An 18,743-nucleotide genomic window follows, 5' to 3' on the forward strand; every position below is an offset into this window, starting at 1 on the left:
ATCTTGAAAAAGCTGAAGAGTATCAAGTAAACATTATTGAAACCTAGGAATTTATTTCAGATAAATGCAAATTCGTCGTCGTCAGCCAAACCCAGCCGTAGAAATGGGCAACTTACGCTATGAAGTTTCTGTACCAGAGTCAAAGGCTCAAAATATTCTAGAGGAAATAGTTTGGTATAAGGAAAAAGAGATAGATTATCTGCGCGATCGACAACCTTTGATTGAGTTAAGAAAAAAGATCAACTTAATGCCTCCTCCTCTAGATTTTTTGACTATATTATCAGCAGGCAAAACTCAACCTGCTGTAATAGCTGAAGTGAAAAAAGCTTCTCCTAGTAAAGGAGTAATTAGAGAAGATTTTGAACCAGTTGCTATTGCCAAAGCATATCAGGAAAATGGTGCAACTTGTATTTCGGTTCTTACAGACAAAAAATTTTTTCAAGGTGGCTTTGAAAATTTAGGAAATGTTAGAGCAAATGTTGATTTACCACTGCTTTGTAAAGATTTTCTGATTTATCCATATCAAATATACTTTGCTCGTTTATACGGAGCTGATGCTGTATTGTTAATTGCAGCAATTTTATCAGACCAAGACTTAAAATATTTTATCAAGATAGTTAATGCTTTAGGAATGACAGCTTTAGTTGAGGTTCATAGTCTCGAAGAGTTAGATCGGGTATTGCAAATAGATGGGGTTAAGTTAATTGGAATTAATAACCGCAACTTAACAGATTTTTCAGTGGATTTACAAACAACTTGTAAGCTGATGGAAGCTAGGAATAAAGATTTAAAAAAACTTGGAATATTAGTTGTAAGCGAATCAGGAATACATACACCTGAAGATATTAAAATTGTTAAAAATACTGGTGTGAATGCTGTTTTAATCGGTGAATCTTTAATGAAGAAAGCAAATCCAGGTACAGCATTGTTAGAGCTATTTACTGAAAAGCAAGCTTGAGAGCAATGTGTCTTTTTGAATGAGCAAAATAGTTGATATGCTGGCTATTTACCTCTAAAGTTCAATCAAAGTTTGATTGGGAAAAACGGAGTAATCCAATACCATTTCTCAAAAACTTTATCTATTTCAGAGCAGGGGACCCACCCCTAACCCCTCCCAGGAGGGGGAGTAGTTGCATGCAACGTCAGAGAGCGAGAAGTAAACATAAGAATAATTAACATTAAATTAGCTCAAATTAGCTCAAATTAGCTCAAATTAGCAAAAAGATTATTATACTTATGTTAATTACTTAATAACTGAAGTGTTGCCTAAATATAACATTAATGAATGGTAATTGGTATAATACCATTTTGATAAATTTTTACTACAAATAAGAAATAATAAGTAGGTAGGCATAAATAAACGTTAAAACAAAAAATATGAAAAAGAACCCAGAAGCAAGTTATCAAAGGGTTCTAACAGTTTTTAATTTCCATTGCTATTTTACGGATAATTAAACCCACCTACTTATAAGTATTTAGCTATCAGCAATTAGTTTCATACAGAATGAATTTATAAGGCAGTATTGAGAGACTGAAGTCCTATTTTCAAGTTTCGGTCAAAGTACATTTGGAGACCTTATACCAAGGGTGATAAATGTTTGCTAAAAATAGTTATGTTGTTTCTAGAAGTCCCCAAATCAATAACTTATAGCGGTTTTCATTAACATAGAATACAGCTATTAGGTTTGTAATTATTGAACTTCAAACATACTTATATTTTTTCTGTAGTCTACTTTTGTGAAAACCGCTATAAATACCTTTTATTAGGGCAGAATTTCTCTTCTTAGTCAAGGGGACATCTCATGTAAAGTCTTTCAATTACTCTTTTTATTCATCACATTCTTTTTTCACACATTAGACATCTGGTGAAAATTAAAAATCAAATCAATTATCATCCAGAAATTATCTATTCTTTCTTCCTGTTCCCTGTTAAGTGTTCCCTGTTCCCTCTTTTCCGGAGATGTCTATTGTATTCGCTATTCATAGTAAATATTTTTTATGATTCACATTCAAAAGCTGTTTGCTTTGCGCAGCATGACGTAGGAAATGCTAACTGCTAATAGCTGAATGCTTACACAAATAATAGAGAATCTTGATTATAATTGCTATTTTTTGGTAAAACACTCATTAATCTAATTGAGTGAGAAAATATACCATTTTATTGCTTGCTTTTTTTCTGGCTTATTCCAACTTCAGTTATTAGAGATTGAATGTATCAGGAAATATAAAAAAGAAGATAAGGAACAGGGAATAGGCGAAGATACAAAGATTTATCACCTATTTTTTACCGAAAAATTAAGGTTTAAAGCCTCTCCTTTCAAGGAGAAAAAGCGGTCGTTTGCGGAGCAGTCCGTAGGATGGGATGGCGAGGTCTCCTCCCCATATCCAATCGACCAAGACAACCAAAAAATTCCTTTTAACCAATCCTATCTGTTTTAAGAAGAGGTAATTATTAATTATTAATTATTAATTATTAATTATTGAACATAATTTTAGGAGTAGGAGTATGAATAGCGAGACCCTCTCAACTAGCCGAATTTCTATCTTTGGCCTGATTAAAGCTTTAATATTTAGTTTTTAAACAAGTTTCTTAATACTTATTTGACAAACAGTCTCTTACTTTTTCCTTGTCTATACTATTTGTAACATTATTTCTTTAAATTGGTATAATAAAAGTACCTAACAGCTATTTTATGATGGAACCAATACCAGTCCCCTCTCGTATTCATTATGAACTACTACTTCAATTATTAGAAAAAAAGACGATTTTGGCAGTAGATTATCAGACAATAGAGTATCAAAAAGTTCAAGAACTTATTGTGACAGTTAGAAAAGCTTTAGCACTGCAAAAACAATTAGAGGAAAATTGTAAACAAGCAAATTTACCAATAGAATATCACTGGTCTCTTAATGAAGCTGAAAAATATTAGCTGAAAAATATTAACGGATATATAGGAATCCTCTGCACAGTTGTAATATTTTGGTGGTAGTTAGGAGTCAGAACTCAGGAGTCATAATTTTCAAGCTTTTCAGTTCAAATTGACTATTATCAAAATTGTCACAACTAATTTAGTATTGCTATAGCAATATTCGGTGTTGGTGAAGCCCGGGTATGATGCGTAAAATTAGGGATAGGGAGTCAGAAGAGGTTGTAATAAAATGCCTAGTAAATAAGTAGTGTAATACCAAGCGTGAAAAAAGAATGTTACGAATATTTTAGTCAACCAAAGTAGTTTAAGTCAGATGCAAATTTACTAGAATAGATTGTTTCATAGAAAAAAATGATAATAAAAACTGCTTCTACTGACTACTGACTATTGACTATTGACTACTAGAAACAGTCCAAATATTTGTAGCAAAAATTTATAAAATTGGTATAAGGGGTGAATATTTATAATTCATACAATGATTATGCAACAGCTAATATTAAATTAGTTTTACTGAATTTAGTAATACCAAAATTGAAATCGAAGCCTTTGAAAATATCACTCCCGAATTGGTGACTTATGACTATACTAACCAAGGTTTGCTGAACAAGTTTTTGGTTCCTAAAGCCAACATTCAAGAATATTTTTGAACTTTAAGTTTAGCCAAACCTTTCACTATAAAAGTTCAACTTCTGGACTTTATTTTCAATGTTCCAAAGCTATGGTGAAATTCAACTGTGGTTAACAACTTGTTTTGACATTAATCTGTCTTGTCTAACAGTTCATCAATTAGTCAGATATAAATTAAAAAGTAAATTAAAAGTTCCACCTCCAAAGCACATAAAACATACAGGAAGAACCTCAAGAAAACTTATAGCAGTTTTCATTAATTTAGAATAAAGATATTTTAGCTTAAAGATAAAAAGCAGAAGGCAGAGGGCATAAATTTTGTAGTCTACCTTTGTGAAAACCGCTATAAAAAAACTATCATATCAACTAGAACAGAAGATTAAGTTAATTAATAAATAAATAAATATTCGGAAAATTAACTACTAATTCGCTATTGGTGTCAAGATGTTTGCGCAGCATTCCGTAGGAAAACTATAATTGGATTAAAAACTATAACAGGTAAAGTCATTACTGCTTGCAGTGTTAAGCCTATTGGCTTATATCAATGGCTCTTTGAATATTTATGACTTTATGGTTTAGTAGAACCAAAAACAGGAGACTCCTTTTTTTATGAATTTAGTCATCTAGATACCCCTTGCGAGCGAAAAATTTTCAGAGCTTTTTTCTCAAACATATCCTGATGAGATTCATATCATTGAACTAGATAACGGGCGAAGGCATCTAGGGAATGATTTATCTATCCCTGATAACATTATTTTACTATTCAAACCTCCTTATTGTCCTGAACTTAATCCCATTGAAAGACTATGGAAATAGATGAAAAAATTCTTGAAAAATCAAGCTTTCAATTCCTTGGAAATATATACGAATAATCCTGATAAATATATTAGCTGGATTTAGTCAAAAAGACATTGCTTCTTGTACAGAATATGATTCTATTCTTGAAGCATTATGTGTAGTCGGGATTGATACCATTTATCTGTAACAATGCGCTTAATAATTATTACCTAAACCTGAATTTTACTAATAGCTGTTATATTTTATTAAGCGCAACTTCATGGAGAAATCGTATGAGGAAATTGGGAGAAAATAATTGCCAAGAAATGAATCAATAATTTTCCTCAAAAATTTGAGCATAACTCGTTCTCAAGGGTAGGGTTTTATTAAGTGTTTAGACTTGATTCAAAGCCTTAACTATAGTAAAAAAATTAGGTAAAAATTAATAATTTCAGATTCAATAACTATTCCAGAATTAATAAAAAAATAAAATACTAAAATTTCCCAAATCTTCCAAATTTAAAAATTCAGGAATCTTAAAGAAAAAGTAAGCTTTTTCTGCGACACATTTCTGTATAAATGAACATAGACACCGATTGAGTAAAACACAACAAAGGAACAAAAAAATGGATGATAAACTGATGTTAATGATTCCTGGGCCTACTCCAGTGCCAGAAACAGCATTACTAGCAATGGCTAAACATCCAATAGGCCATAGAAGTGGTGACTTTTCCAAAATTATGGCAGAGGTCACAGAAAACCTCAAATGGCTGCATCAAACCAAAAATGATGTACTAATTTTAGCCTCTAGTGGGACTGGAGCTATGGAAGCAGGTATAATTAACTTCCTGAGTCCTGGCGATCAAGTACTATGTGGATGTAATGGTAAATTTGGCGATCGCTGGGCAGAAGTGGCCAAAGCTTATGGTCTCAATGTTGAGAAGATTAATGCAGAGTGGGGCAAACCTCTAGACACAGAAGAATTTCGTCAACAGTTAGAAGCGGATAAAGACAAGCAAATTAAAGCAGTCATTCTTACCCATAGCGAAACTTCTACAGGTGTTTTGAATGATATCGAAACTATTAATAATTATGTTAAAGCTCATGGTGAAGCTTTAATTATAGTAGATGCTGTCACAAGTCTTGGGGCTGTAAACTTACCAGTAGATGAGTTAGGTCTTGATGTTGTTGCTTCTGGTTCTCAGAAAGGCTACATGATACCTCCTGGTTTAGCCTTTGTGGCAGTGGGAGCCAAAGCTTGGACTGCTTATGAAACAGCAAAGTTACCACGTTACTATCTCGACTTAGGTAAGTATCGTAAAGATGCAGCTAAAAATACTACACCCTTTACCCCACCAGTAAATCTATTCTTTGCTTTGCAAGCTACACTTAGAATGATGCAGACTGAAGGATTAGAAAATATTTTCGCTCGACACGAGCGTTTAAAGAATGCAACTCGTGCAGCAGTAAAGGCTTTAGGGTTGCCATTACTAGGTCCAGATGCAGTAGCTAGTTCTGCTGTTACAGCAGTTGCTCCTCCACCAGAAGTAGAGGCAGAAAAAGTGCGGGCTATTATGAAAAAACGTTTTGATATTGCTTTAGCTGGTGGACAAGACCATCTGAAAGGAAAAATTTTTCGCATTGGACATTTAGGCTTTGTCTGCGAAAGAGACATTCTCAATGCGATCGCTGCGTTAGAATCTACTTTGGGAGAGTTGGGATATGAATCTTTTACTTCAGGGGTAGGTGTAACTGCTGCTTCTAAAGTTTTAACTGAATCATAATTAAATTGGCAGTTTGGTAGTTAGTAGTAAATTGTGAAGATATTGATCGTTAGATTGAGTGTTTACTACTAGCTACATCTTGAAAAACCAAATTTTACTATTTTTATTTTTATCGGGTTGAAATGTATTTTAATTAGGGCTTGCTGAATAAATCTCAAAATGGTTGACTTGTTATTCAAAAAAAACTGATGATAATTTTTTATTATCATCATTCACTCAACTATAAGTTTAAATGATTAAATAGAGCGCAAAAACAGTTTTTTCTCCAAAAAGGTATAAAAGTATTGTAAATAAGGGTTTTCCCTAATTTGTTATATTCTTTCCCTATCAGTTATCCCTAGTTTTTCTTTAATTATTAAGGCTCCCAGTGCTATTCTCAAAGGTAACGCTGGTGCTACTCTCTCCTCTGAAAAATTGGCGTTCCATAGTTGTGGGATGATAATTAAATTTGCACGCATCTGAAACTTTTGATTGATCGGGCTAAATTTTTGGATACATATCAAAATCATCCCTTGATAATGCAACGCCGAAAAATTAATCGCATATTCGGCTTCAAATTCAGACCAAGGAATTAAACTAGCCATCATTATCCAACGATTACCTGGGGATAATTGGCCATTGAACGGCAGTTCAAAATTTTCTAGTGCAGTGTCAGGTTAGCCCACTTTTCTGTACATCGCTTGTGCAAATAGATGCCTCATTTTTGGTATATTTTAGCTGAAAAGAGGGCACAATTTCTGATTATTTCTGATTAAAAATGCCTTAAATCCTTACTGTCTAAGTTTTTTAAATTTAATCAGCAAGCCCTAATTATACTTGCATTTGCTATTTATAGTAGTTGTGACATTTATGTTTAGTTGGTAAGCATTCAGCTCTTAGTAATAGTCAGCCCTTTAGCAATCATATCCTCACCTTAAAAGGCGAGGTTTAAATGAATTCGCAGTTAAGGGAACCGTAATTTGGCAGTACATAATAGCTGATGGCTAATACCTGATAGCTGAATGCTTACTTTAGTTGAAATCATAAGTGTTTTGTAGCCAATCAAATATTTTGTCTAATTGTTCTAGAGTAACTAAACCGTATTGCCACAAAATCATCGACAAAGCATTAGAGTCTGGTTGAGGACATGGTAATTCTGAAGTAACACTAGCTCGTTCAGCAACTGCTATAGAAGCTGAAGAAATAGATAATTCATTTTGCAAAAAATTGATAAAGCGAGCATAGTTTGTTGATGTCATAATTTCTGTTCACCTCCTTTTTTTTAAGAGACCATTTTCTGTGTAACTCTTATTTTTAATAAAATACATACGTTACATATTTGAGAGAATTTGCAAGTCAATGGAATTAATATTTTTACCTTGACTAAGTAATTATTGACTATCATAAAGTCAATATTTTTGTGTATAAAGCTAGTATCAGCCAGTTTTTGATCTGTTCTATAGATCGAAATTTTTTATATCATTTCTCCATTAAGTTGCACTTAATAAAAGATGAGAATAGTCTGTGTAATCAGGTTTGAGCGATAATTATTGAGTGCATTGTTAGAAAGAAATAGTATTGAACCAAATTCAAAAACTTTTTTGATGAACTAAACAAAAGCTGGAAGTTAGCTATCAAAACAACAAGATAGCTTTAGCTTCCTTCGGTTTGGATCTACATAAGTCACCTTTGCTATTCCGCAAAATCAGGTAGTAGTTAAGATAAATGTTAGTGAAATTATAATTCCTCAAAATATATACTGCTACGCGGAAGACAGTTATGCACTTAATAGAGTCATGTAAAAGTTTACTACAATTAGACTTTCAGTTTATACAAGTATCAAACACTTTAATCGGTAGTGTTATATATACATTGAAGCTGAAAAAGAAGTTAACTTTTCAATGATTTGAAAGGGGATGTTTTAACCTTCTCAAACAACCTGACTTAGCTGGAACAAAATATTTTTGAATAGCGGTTAACTATCAGGACTTAGCAATCAGTAAAGACCCAATTTTAGCTGATAGTTAGTTAAAACTAACTTACTATTGCTGCTAGTAAAAATTACAGAAAATTTCCTATTGAATTATTACTTAAGTCAAAAAACATAAGCAGTTAGAATATAGGGTTTAAGTAGTTGTGTTTGATTAAAACTATTACCACTTATGAGGCGAACCTTGATCAAGTCATTTGATTATACAATAACTACAATAACTTTACTCGAATGCTTGTATATTATATTTTTACTTACAATACAAACAATTTTTTGTAGTTATTTATGTGCATAAAAACATATCACTAAGTTTTTAGACCAGCACAGAATTCGATCTCTCTCACACCAATTAAATCAAGTCAAAGACATAGACTATCAACAAGGCAAGGTTTCCCTTGAATCAACAAAACATTAGGTTGATAAACTTAATTTGGTATTATAGTATAGCAAACCATAATCTTGATGTATATACCTAGGAAGTAAAATAATAAAAAGTTTTCTTAAATTTTGTCAACATAATTTAGAATTTCGTTCTTCTAGGAGTCGCAGTTTATAGATGAGGATATATAAGTTCTCATATTCAATGAGATGCAATATTTTTTCTCTTCCCTATTCCCTATTCCCTATTCCCTATTCCCTGTTAAGCTGTTCCCTAAAATTCAAAACTTCTGAATCTTGCCAATTTAATTGACTATATATCAGACAAAAGTCGCAGTTTATTTTATTCCTATTTTTCTTGTGTTTACTGCGGATTTATTCTTTTCTATTTAATATAAACTTTTCGGAGTATCTAATTTTTAGTAATTATTATTCGATCTCCAACCTTCAAACCTAATTCCGTGATACGTCCTCCCCGCACTTCAATAACTCGATCGACTGGTACACCAGATCCATACAAAGGGCAAGGATCGGCTAAACAAGGAGGAACATCAAGAGCGATCGCCTTAACTAGACCAGACCGAATAAATATCATATCAAGAGATATTTTGCAATTTTTCATCCAGAAGTTAACCTTCCGAGGTGGGTCAAAAGAGAATAGCATTCCCCGATCGTCAGCTAGTTCAGTTCTGTACATCAGACCCATTGCTTGCTCTTTAGGAGTTTTCGCCACCTCCAAATTAATTATTTGACCAGATATTTGAGCTTGAGCCGTAATTGGCAATACCTGGCCTTGCTGAGATACCTGAAAATTTGATGGGTGTTGAACTTGTGTTTGAATACTAATAGCCTGTGAAATTTTAACAAATGTTATTTGTAGTAAACAACCAACCAAAAACAGAATTATTCCAGACTTAAATAGACCAAACTTACCCATAACAGAATCTCAAATTTTCTAATAACTTCTAGTTACCGAATAACAAAGGTTTAAAGCCTCTCCTTTAAAGGAGAAACAAGAAAAAATTTTCCCTAGCGCATCAATGCTCTTGCTTTTAGGGAGAGGTAATTATCAATTATCAATTATCAATTATCAATTATTGAAATATCATTCTAAGTTTCTCTCAGAACATACCCAATACCACGGACAGTCTGAATTAATCTCTTCTCACCTTCTCGCTCAATTTTCAGCCGTAAATATCTAATATACACCTCAATTACATTAGACTCACCTAAAAAATTATAACCCCAAACATTTTCCAAAATCTGTTCACGACTCAAGACTTCGCGAGGATGCTCCATTAAAAACTTTAACAGCTCAAATTCTTTCATAGTCAACTCAATACTACGACCATGACAAAAGACCCGCCGACCACCCAAGTCCAAAACTAAATTCCCAAATCTCAACTGGTCTTTGTCTAACGTACTAGGTTGCAAATAAAAGCTAATTAATTCTAAAAAGTCATCACTCCGATAAGGCTTGAGAAAATAATCATCAGCTCCAGACTCTAGACAAGCAACACGATCTTCAACTTGGTCGCGAGCCATCAAAAGTAACATGGGCATCTTATTACCCATTTTCCTCAGATTACTGCACAACGATAGTCCAGATTCCCCAGCCAACATTCTATCAATCACAATTAGAGCAGGTTGAAGCTCCATAGCTCTATGAAGACCTAAACTAGAGTTAGCAGCAACAATTGGATGATAGCCGGACTCTTTTAAGTCCAGGCTCACATATTGGGCTAGAATTTCATCAGTCTCTATTATTAAGACAGAACGATTTTGGTCAACAGTTAGGGTACTCATACTAAGACTCACTTATATTAGATTTAGGTTACTCGATATAATCCTGATTTTTTTAGCATATTTAAGTTAGTCTAGCACTGAGAATTGTTACAAAAAATGAGAGAAAGGTGTTGTTAAACCAGGGATGAAAACCAGCAAGCAGCAGATTAAAATCCTACCTTTACTGAAGAATTGGGTTTAAAACCTTCCTCTTAAACCCAGGTGCAAAGATGTTTCAAAATCAAGCAAAGTTGTATAAATTGATGATAGGGAGATGGGGTTAGGGGGAAATAATCTTGAAGTCAGGCAAAAAAGCTGAAAATTTGGTTAAAGAATGAGGATTTTATTATTTAAACAAGTTGAATTGCCTAAGCTCCCTATCATGTATGTGAGTACTTAAAAACAATTCTGGACTTTATTTAATTCTCATTCCTAAATTACTGTAACTACTTTAAGGCAATATTTGAGGACAATCAGATATTATAGGCCAAGAGAAAGCAAAAGACGATTAAGTAAAGCTAAAATTAAGACTATGAGCTGGACATTTTCCCTATCTTCTTCTATCTCTGAATTAGTCTTAACCAAGAATGAAACAGCCCTACCTTTGAAAGTGGGGATTTTGTGTTATACTCAAAAAAGTGCAAAGGTATTCAACTTCTATAAAAACTTAGTTATTTAACTGATATATGATACCTTGAAAACTAGAGTTATAGGTTTTTCCACAGAAATGCTGGTGCATATAAAAACTCTAAGCATCAACTACACAGTACCAGAGAAACCAAGTTTTTTGCAGGTTTTGAACTTTACCGGAAAGTATATCAATTTAAGGCAGTTCCACAGAAGTTGGCTTGGCAATATGTGGTAGTCCCCATCCCAGTTTCTCCCGGAGAATATGAAAAAACTCCGGTGGTTTGAGTCGAATAAAACGTGCTTTATACTTTGATTGTTTCACCCGTACCTTATCCTCCGGCAGAACGTAACATCCTCCATTACCATCTACAACCATCATCAGACGATTTGGACTTGCTGGAAAAACAGTTACTAGCTCAGTATCAGCAAAAACCAAAGCACGGGATGCAAGAGAATGGGGACAAATAGGTGAGAGCTGTAAAACTGAAACTCCTGGAGTTACAACAGGACCACCTGCAGATAAAGAATAAGCAGTAGAACCAGTCGGAGTAGAAATAATAATACCGTCAGCAGCAATATCTATAGGAGCGTGCCTACCAATTTTAATTTCAAAATGGCACATACAAGTCATCGGTTCCCGATGCAAAACCATTTCATTTAAACAAAGAGCTTCCCACAATAACTCATCATTTCGGAACAGACGTACTTCTAGCATAGTCCGTTCTTCTATTTCATAGTTTCCTGCTAGAATCTGTTCAATAGCTGGGTATAACTGATTGACAAAAGTTTCAGTCAAGAAACCCATATGACCTGTATTGACAGTTAAAAGTGGAATATGGGAAGGTGCTGCTTGACGAAATGCAGATAGAACAGTACCATCTCCTCCCAAGACAATGGCAAATTTCATATCATTTGTAAAGCCAGAAGGAACTAGCTGGTCTATCGGAGTATGACATACAGGACGTTCTAGATGAGGAGAACCTAAAATTCCCTCCGCCCCAATGGTGACATGAACATCATAGCCATCAGCATTTAGCTTGTCTTTTAATTCATTAGTTATGCGACAAGCTATGGGTTTAGTATCGTTATAAATGATTCCTATTTTTGACACTCGAAAAAATCTAGTTCAGGGTGGTTATAGTTCATAACAATATAGTCACATAAGACATATCCTTATTTTGCCAGTTTTACCCTGACTGGGTGAACTACAACACCACGCCAGTTGATTCAAGTCGGGAGACCCGCCCAACTCACTGGCTCCTCTATCCCATGGTCAAAGACAAAAGGGAGCTGCTTTTTCTTTTCCTCTTTGCATGATTATCTCCCTGATTCAATTTCTGCTTGGGACTTACTGACAGAGGCTTGAACGTAGGTTCTTATGTGTCTAGAGGTAGCGTGTCAGCCCAGGAATTTCACCCTATTGAAATCAGAGCGCTGACTCTTGAGGCCATTTGATGTTCTATATATTACCGACAAAGTTAGATTATCTCAATGTTTGCCCAAATTTATGGAGACAAAAGACTATATTTAACTATATATGACTATATTTATGTACAACGTTTATTATACCGTTTCACAGAAGTCAAAAGTCAGATATTATAGAATCAGAACTTTGACGCTCAAGTAATTTCAGGAAATTATTTCACATATTATAGTTTGTATAGTTTGAAACTATTTGTGACATCTTTAAATTTAATTGGTGTTAGAAGCTTTAGAAAAAGAAAGGTTTATTTTTAGCGGTTGTTTTTCCTGATTTGGCTTGCTCGTATTCTATTTCCTTCAATTTTTTCATAATTCGACTATAGTATTCTTGTAGATAAGACTCTAGGGTAGTTATTTCTTCAGGATTAATACCAAATACAGGATAAACATCATCCATTGAAGCTGTTAAAGGCTGACCACTAGCTAATACTTCTGCAAAAGCTAGCCTATCTGCCACATTCCAACCCCATTGAAATGACCTGGTAAACTGACGGAATATACGCAATAAGTTAATGTTAGTGCGAGTTACTTTGGCCTTTTCTCCCGAAAGTCGTTCACACATCCGAATAATTTCATTGGCATCCCAAGCACGAGGTCCTACTACTGGAAAGCTTTTATTTTCTGTTTCAGGAACTGAAAGAGAGCGGACTGCAAATTTAGCAATATCTTGAGTATCCATATATGCAATAGCTGTTCCTTGACCAGGTACCCAGACTGCTTGCTTATCTAAAATTGGTACTGCATATTGACCTATTAATCCTTGTAAAAAGCCACAGGGTTTTAATATTGTGTATTTTAAGCCAGATTCAGCAATAAAAAGTTCTGTACATCGCTTAATTTCTAGAAGAGGAACTTGGGGGTATTTTTCTGCATTTAAAAAGGAGAAAAATATGAAACGTTCTACACCTTGAGCTACTAGAGCTTGAATTAGTGAGACTTTTCCTTCCCAGTCTACCTGTTTAATACTCAGAGAGTCTGTTGGTCTTGAAGTTGAAGCATCTATTACTGCATCAACTCCTTCCAAAGCTGGTATCAAAGTTTTAGGCTTGCAGAGATTTCCTCCTATTAGTTCGGCTCCCCACTCTTTCAAGAAGGATGCTCTACTATAACTTCTGATTAAACAGCGTACTTCATAACCTTCATCTAGGGCGCGACGTACTATTTGTCTACCAAGAGTACCAGTAGCCCCTAAAATTAATAGTTTCATAAAAGTTTTGTTACTTATATTAAAGAGTCATTCATCACTTTAGCAAGTTTATCTCATTTTTTTACAAAACTTAATATTTTGAGTGATATTTATATCTTTAATTTTTTTGTAGTAGTGCCGTGTCAAGCCTTAAATATTACTTTGGGAAAATGGTAGGATACTAATTTTTCAAAGCTTTTAGTCAAAAATCTATTCCACTACTTTAAGCTTGACGCGCCAGTAGACTGACACACCTTCAAATGGTGCGTTAGAAAAAAATGGTCAAACTTTGCCATAACAAGAATTATACAAAAAAAGCACTGGGAAGATGGGGAGATGGGGAGTAGCACATTTTTTTGTATTTCATATCAATATTCTCTGACGACAAAGAATGAGCCCAGCCCTACTCCCCCACTCCTTAAAAAGACTTTTTCCGCAAACTCTAATTACTCGCCACCTTGTAATTTAAGTAAGAGGAAACCTCCTGCTAAACCAATCAAGATTACCGAAAAAGACAAAATTGCTGCATTGAAAATCTCACCACTCATGTTCTTAAAATACTCCTATACATTTTGTATCTGTATTTTAAGCCATGATGAAGACACCTGTAAGTAAAATAAAAAAGACAATTCCTCGTTTAGCATTGACAATGGGAGACCCTGGAGGTATAGGGCCAGAAGTAGTTCTGAAGGCTTTAGCAGATCCGAGGGTGACAGAAAGTTGTGATTTGACAATAGTTGGCAGTCGTAAAATTTTGGAACAAACCTATCAACAACTATCTCTGGAAAAGCTTGTTCATTGGGAAAGTTTAAAAATTTTAGATGTAGAATTTGATGGAAAATTAGAAGATATTTGTTTGGGTATAGGTAATGCTGCGAGTGGAGAAGCAAGTTTTTGTTACATGGAGAAGGGGATTGCCCAGACTCTAGCTGGAGAGTTTCAAGGTATTGTCACTGCTCCTATTTCCAAGACTTGCTGGCAGATGGCTGGTCATAAATATCCTGGTCAAACGGAACTTTTAGCAGAAAAAGCAGGAGTCAAAAAGTTTGGAATGTTATTTGTTGCCCGTTCGCCCCACAGTAATTTTGTACTTCGTTCCCTTTTAGCTACCACACATATACCATTAAGTCAAGTACAAATGGCTTTAACACCAGAGTTAATGAGTTGGAAATTAGAATTACTGGTGGAAAGTTTACACAAGGATTTTGGCATTTCTAGACCAAAAATTGCTGTTGCTGGTTTAAATCCTCACAGTGGAGAAAATGGGCAATTAGGAACGGAAGAAATAGATTGGTTAATTCCTTGGTTGGAGAAAGAAAGCGATCGCCGACCGAATATACAGCTTGATGGACCAATACCACCGGATACGATGTGGGTTAAACCTGGTCAAGCTTGGTTAGGTTTACCAGCAAAGACTTACGATGCTTACTTAGCACTGTACCATGACCAAGGTTTAATTCCGGTAAAACTAATGGCTTTTGATTTAGCTGTTAATACTACGATTGGTTTACCATTTATTAGGACTTCTCCGGATCATGGTACGGCATTTGATATAGCAGGTCAAGGTATTGCTGATGCTACGAGTATGAAAGCAGCAATACAGTTAGGGAAAGAGTTAATTTTACAAAGAATTTAAGTGGGTATATCTAATACCATTAATACCATTTATCAAAAACTTTTCTACATTTTATTGAGTAGGGGACCCACCCCTAACCCCTCCCAGGAGGCTAGGGACGTTGCATGAAACCTCCGAGAGCGAGAAGTAAACATAAGAATAATTCACATTAAATTTGCTCAAATTACCAAAAAAATTATTTGGCTTGTGTTAATTACTTAATAACTGAAGTATTACCTAAATATAGCATTATTTTGGGGAATTGGTATAAATTAAATGTTGAAAAAAATTGTAGGGGAGGCTTTAACTAAAAGGCTTGGTATAAAGGCAATGTAGTTGATTAAACTTGCTCTACCTTAAGGGGTGACAGTAGCTCAAAACTATTTTTGGATAGGGGTTAGGACTAAAATATGTATGTTAAAAATCAAACTTATTTAAGTTTTTTCCAGCAATGTTAAACTTTAGTAATAAACAAAAGTATTCAGTTTATTGGATAACCCATAACTCTCAATTCAAGATAAATATAGAAGAATATGTAGGCTTTAGTGAAAATGTTGAAAAAAGAATCATAAATCACATAGTAAATGCCATAAATAAAAATCAAAAAGCACCACTATACGAAGGTATTATAAAAGAAGGATTTAAAAATTTTTCATATCTAATAGTTGAAACAGGTTTAGATGAACTAAGTGCCTACAATCTAGATTTAAGTTTAAGAACCCATGAAAGAATAGGGCCTAATCGAAATCCAGGGGGTCATATTATTAGTCTATTTTTATGCTATCCTCTCTATATTAAAGATAGTTTCAAGTTAGAAAAAAAATTTAAAAAAACAGAGAAATATATTAAATCCAAAAAGATCAATTTATATAAATGGTTTTACAGAAGGTAGTAGTTATTTAAGATGTTGATGAATTTATTACTCCCACGAAATGCTAACCCATGAAACTTTTTCACACAGTTACTTTGTCATTTTGCTTTCCATAATAATGGCTAAATAATCTTGATAAATATAAGAGTCTGCTCTTCCATGTTCGTCCTCAAAAGTAATTCCTAATTTATCTTTCTTGAAAGTGTACCTTAACCAACATTTTTGATCCCAAAATCTATTGTTAAAATCCAATCTAACGGAGATGAAAAATGAAAATCACCAGGTTTATGAAAAGTACGCTTTAAATTAAAATTTAATCCATCAATTTTAATTTCCCAATCTATTAAAATGTCTCAATAGTTGAAATTATCTTCTGAATCAACTATAAATCCAGAATACTTGCTGTTAACATGGTTGTTATTTCTATGAAAATCACTAATTTTAATTTGGGTCAAAATACCATGAAATTCTAATATCTTGATAGTTTTTTTCATAAGTAAATTTTGTCGTCAATTATGACTATTTTATTGAATCTCTAACCTATAAGTACTATAGTTTCTCACTCTTGAGAAATCCCCTCTCTCAGAACTTAGAACTCAGAGATTACTTCTGAGTGAATTTTTTCTACGTTCATCCTTCCCTACGGGATGCTACGCAAAGATTCGCTACAATTTAGTAATGTTCACCGCCTTTGCTTCAAGTGCTATACCTTATGAAACCTAATATATACACTTTGGCACTGAAAATTTTCTCTGTATAGATTCAACGCCATTTTATGACTGCCTTTGAGTCCCATCAATATGAAATTGCGAATAGCTTGCGTTACTTTAATTTGGGAGCAAGTGGCCGAGATAATATACTTGTTCCCACAGTAGTTGACTTAGTGAATCTATAATCTAAAATAGAAAATATACAAATAGCTAGTATAAAGAAGCCGATAAATTTTATTTTTAGGTAAAAATACTTGCTAATCAAATTTTGTTTCAGCTCATATTCTAGGAAAAAAATTAGGAAATATAGGAAAAAATTAATACCTAAAAATATACCTATTAAAGTATGAGCTAGAAAAAAATTAAATGCTTAAAAACTCAAAAATTATCTTAGATAACCTAGAAGAAAATGTCCTTTTCTATGCAGGGAAAAATGGATTATGAAACTTTAGGGAAAACAGGAGGAATTAGCACAACTCCTGGAACACCACAATGGGCACTTGCGATTAAGTTAAAACTACAATCTGTTCTGAAAAAAAGTATAGTTGCTAATCCAGAACAATTAAAAGCATGGCGTGAATTAATGAAACAACCAGTAGCTTATCAACAATTACTTGATGAGCAAGGAAAATCATTTAATAGCTATGAAGAATTATGTCATGCTCAACCACCTTATGGATTAGGTTGTGAACCAAAAGAAATTGAAGAATTAATTAGATCCCTAGAATCAACTGAAACAAAAAAAGTTGAGATACCAGAAGAACCACTTAAAGATTTAGGAAATCCATCAAATTATTTTCATAAATTCGCAAAACTTGTGGAAGCTTGCCCAGATAATCAAGTTTTAAACGCATCTAAAATAGGAGAAATCTTAGATTATGCTCATAGCACTGCTCAACTATGGAGAAAACGATGGGAACATTTGGGATGGTTGGAACAATCAAAAAAAAGTGGGAGAGGTTTTTACCAAATTACTGAATCAGGAAGAATTGCGGTGAAAAATTGGTTGGAACAACAACCAGAAGGTAAGTTAAATAAAGAATTATGGGTAGTAGTTCCTAAGAATTCTCAAAAGGCAGCAGAAAAGTTAATTAAGTCATTTGAAGCTGAAGATTTAAGAGAGATTTACAAACTAATTGGAGAATCTTTTAGTCAAGAATTAACTGTATTTCATGGAGATATGGAATGAAGATTTGTCTGTAGCTATTCTATGATCGGCTTTACCTGATTCAGAGGAGGGAGTAGGGAGTAGGGAGTAGGGTTATTAGGTATAAGATATCTTCGCTCTTTTTCTAGAATCGTTCAAAAGATTGCTGAACCTTATTGATTACTTAATAACTGAAGTGTTGAGGAAGTATAACATTATTTTTGGGAATTGGTATTAGTTGTAAAAGATTTCAATTTTATCAATGTTATAGCACTTTTTTTGTAGTGCTATAGTGGCAAAAGATAAATTTTGACTTCTATATAATTTGATGGTGACAACAAATATTATCTAGAGAATATCCAAGTGTTAAAGGTACTCCTAACCTGTATTTTGACTAATTAATTTTAATACTAATAACAATAACTGTAAGAATTACTTTTAACTTAGGGATTTTGAGTAAACTAAGTTATTTTATAGTTAAATAATTTCAAATAAAAATTGAGCTTATTCAAAAAAATATTCATCAGAATGAGTCGTCTCTGATAAAATTGAAAATTTAGGTTGATTGTTAGTTGATAAGCTGTGGAGATAGTCTATGTCACAGTTATAAATCTATTTTGTTTAATTCAGCAACATGACTATTTTATGAATTTTAACTACAGAATTTTCGCAAGTTTTAAATATATTGATTAATCAAATTAATAAGAGGGAATAATGACAGAAATTTCGACAGAACAAATGCTTTATTTGCTTTATACGTTTGCCTATTCAACAGAGGGAACAGTAACTAGAAGTGATGTTAAAACCTACATTCCGCACGACAAAATGTAGCATGAAAAACGGAGACAGGAG

The 18,743-nt window shown here is 33.6% G+C and carries 15 protein-coding genes; 8 read left to right on the top strand and 7 right to left on the bottom strand.

From position 1 onward, the window contains the following. Positions 1–64: 64 nt before the first annotated feature. From trpC to ACP6PM_RS03070, 5 genes are all read left to right on the top strand, one after another. The gene (trpC, locus tag ACP6PM_RS03050) at positions 65–958 is read left to right on the top strand and encodes an indole-3-glycerol phosphate synthase TrpC (protein ID WP_426581738.1); all 894 of its coding nucleotides are present in this window, start codon (positions 65–67) and stop codon (positions 956–958) included. Positions 959–2,136: 1,178 nt separating this feature from the next. Then, positions 2,137–2,439 (top strand): hypothetical protein, encoded by a 303-nt coding sequence (locus ACP6PM_RS03055; RefSeq protein WP_426581740.1) that lies wholly within the window; start codon positions 2,137–2,139, stop codon positions 2,437–2,439. 254 nt (positions 2,440–2,693) lie between these two features. Beyond that, entirely contained in the window at positions 2,694–2,930 is a 237-nt protein-coding gene (locus ACP6PM_RS03060; RefSeq protein ID WP_363274412.1) for a DUF5340 domain-containing protein, read from the top strand. Between the two features lie 1,254 nt (positions 2,931–4,184). Then, positions 4,185–4,373 (top strand): transposase, encoded by a 189-nt coding sequence (locus ACP6PM_RS03065; RefSeq protein ID WP_426581755.1) that lies wholly within the window; start codon positions 4,185–4,187, stop codon positions 4,371–4,373. Positions 4,374–4,960: 587 nt separating this feature from the next. After that, positions 4,961–6,118 carry a pyridoxal-phosphate-dependent aminotransferase family protein gene (locus tag ACP6PM_RS03070; protein WP_426581742.1) on the top strand — a complete coding sequence of 386 codons (1,158 nt, stop codon included), beginning with the start codon at positions 4,961–4,963 and terminating at the stop codon, positions 6,116–6,118. 311 nt (positions 6,119–6,429) lie between these two features. Here ACP6PM_RS03070 and ACP6PM_RS03075 read toward each other — a convergent pair whose 3' ends face one another. The 7 genes from ACP6PM_RS03075 to petM all read right to left on the bottom strand — a co-directional run bounded on the left by ACP6PM_RS03075 (position 6,430) and on the right by petM (position 14,096). Next, a complete protein-coding gene (locus tag ACP6PM_RS03075) occupies positions 6,430–6,705 on the bottom strand; it encodes a hypothetical protein (protein ID WP_426581759.1) in 276 nt (91 codons plus the stop codon). A 423-nt stretch (positions 6,706–7,128) separates the two neighbouring features. Next, positions 7,129–7,356 (bottom strand): DUF2949 domain-containing protein, encoded by a 228-nt coding sequence (locus ACP6PM_RS03080; protein WP_293102196.1) that lies wholly within the window; start codon positions 7,354–7,356, stop codon positions 7,129–7,131. Positions 7,357–8,877: 1,521 nt separating this feature from the next. After that, a complete protein-coding gene (locus tag ACP6PM_RS03085) occupies positions 8,878–9,402 on the bottom strand; it encodes a DUF192 domain-containing protein (RefSeq protein ID WP_426581744.1) in 525 nt (174 codons plus the stop codon). Between the two features lie 173 nt (positions 9,403–9,575). Beyond that, positions 9,576–10,271 carry a response regulator transcription factor NblR gene (gene nblR / locus ACP6PM_RS03090; protein ID WP_426581746.1) on the bottom strand — a complete coding sequence of 232 codons (696 nt, stop codon included), beginning with the start codon at positions 10,269–10,271 and terminating at the stop codon, positions 9,576–9,578. 802 nt (positions 10,272–11,073) lie between these two features. Beyond that, on the bottom strand, positions 11,074–11,991 hold the full coding sequence (locus ACP6PM_RS03095; RefSeq protein WP_426581748.1) for an NAD(+) kinase: 918 nt from the start codon (positions 11,989–11,991) through the stop codon (positions 11,074–11,076). A 600-nt stretch (positions 11,992–12,591) separates the two neighbouring features. Next, entirely contained in the window at positions 12,592–13,569 is a 978-nt protein-coding gene (locus tag ACP6PM_RS03100; RefSeq protein ID WP_426581750.1) for an SDR family oxidoreductase, read from the bottom strand. Positions 13,570–13,994: 425 nt separating this feature from the next. After that, complete coding sequence (petM, locus tag ACP6PM_RS03105; protein WP_063823346.1) at positions 13,995–14,096, bottom strand: cytochrome b6-f complex subunit PetM; 102 nt, start codon at positions 14,094–14,096, stop codon at positions 13,995–13,997. 47 nt (positions 14,097–14,143) lie between these two features. On the opposite strand from petM, the gene pdxA reads away from it, so the two are divergent. The 3 genes from pdxA to ACP6PM_RS03120 all read left to right on the top strand — a co-directional run bounded on the left by pdxA (position 14,144) and on the right by ACP6PM_RS03120 (position 17,933). Further along, a complete protein-coding gene (pdxA, locus tag ACP6PM_RS03110; RefSeq protein WP_426581757.1) occupies positions 14,144–15,184 on the top strand; it encodes a 4-hydroxythreonine-4-phosphate dehydrogenase PdxA in 1,041 nt (346 codons plus the stop codon). Between the two features lie 430 nt (positions 15,185–15,614). Beyond that, positions 15,615–16,055, top strand: a complete 441-nt coding sequence (locus tag ACP6PM_RS03115) for a hypothetical protein (protein ID WP_426581752.1) — start codon at positions 15,615–15,617, stop codon at positions 16,053–16,055. Between the two features lie 1,098 nt (positions 16,056–17,153). Further along, on the top strand, positions 17,154–17,933 hold the full coding sequence (locus tag ACP6PM_RS03120) for a hypothetical protein (RefSeq protein WP_426581753.1): 780 nt from the start codon (positions 17,154–17,156) through the stop codon (positions 17,931–17,933). The last annotated feature ends 810 nt before the right edge of the window (positions 17,934–18,743 follow it).

Origin of the sequence: Dapis brunnea BLCC-M229, assembly GCF_050015995.1 — a bacterium.
GTDB lineage: Bacteria > Cyanobacteriota > Cyanobacteriia > Cyanobacteriales > Microcoleaceae > Trichodesmium.

What these genes read in the sequence shown, in the direction of transcription:
- ACP6PM_RS03100 (WP_426581750.1), bottom strand. Translation starts at nt 13,569, where the DNA reads ATGAAACTATTAATTTTAGGGGCTACTGGTACTCTTGGTAGACAAATA.
- petM (WP_063823346.1), bottom strand. Translation starts at nt 14,096, where the DNA reads ATGAGTGGTGAGATTTTCAATGCAGCAATTTTGTCTTTTTCGGTAATC.
- ACP6PM_RS03060 (WP_363274412.1), top strand. Translation starts at nt 2,694, where the DNA reads ATGATGGAACCAATACCAGTCCCCTCTCGTATTCATTATGAACTACTA.
- trpC (WP_426581738.1), top strand. Translation starts at nt 65, where the DNA reads ATGCAAATTCGTCGTCGTCAGCCAAACCCAGCCGTAGAAATGGGCAAC.
- nblR (WP_426581746.1), bottom strand. Translation starts at nt 10,271, where the DNA reads ATGAGTACCCTAACTGTTGACCAAAATCGTTCTGTCTTAATAATAGAG.
- ACP6PM_RS03115 (WP_426581752.1), top strand. Translation starts at nt 15,615, where the DNA reads ATGTTAAACTTTAGTAATAAACAAAAGTATTCAGTTTATTGGATAACC.
- ACP6PM_RS03085 (WP_426581744.1), bottom strand. Translation starts at nt 9,402, where the DNA reads ATGGGTAAGTTTGGTCTATTTAAGTCTGGAATAATTCTGTTTTTGGTT.
- ACP6PM_RS03075 (WP_426581759.1), bottom strand. Translation starts at nt 6,705, where the DNA reads ATGATGGCTAGTTTAATTCCTTGGTCTGAATTTGAAGCCGAATATGCG.
- ACP6PM_RS03080 (WP_293102196.1), bottom strand. Translation starts at nt 7,356, where the DNA reads ATGACATCAACAAACTATGCTCGCTTTATCAATTTTTTGCAAAATGAA.
- pdxA (WP_426581757.1), top strand. Translation starts at nt 14,144, where the DNA reads ATGAAGACACCTGTAAGTAAAATAAAAAAGACAATTCCTCGTTTAGCA.
- ACP6PM_RS03120 (WP_426581753.1), top strand. Translation starts at nt 17,154, where the DNA reads ATGTCCTTTTCTATGCAGGGAAAAATGGATTATGAAACTTTAGGGAAA.
- ACP6PM_RS03070 (WP_426581742.1), top strand. Translation starts at nt 4,961, where the DNA reads ATGGATGATAAACTGATGTTAATGATTCCTGGGCCTACTCCAGTGCCA.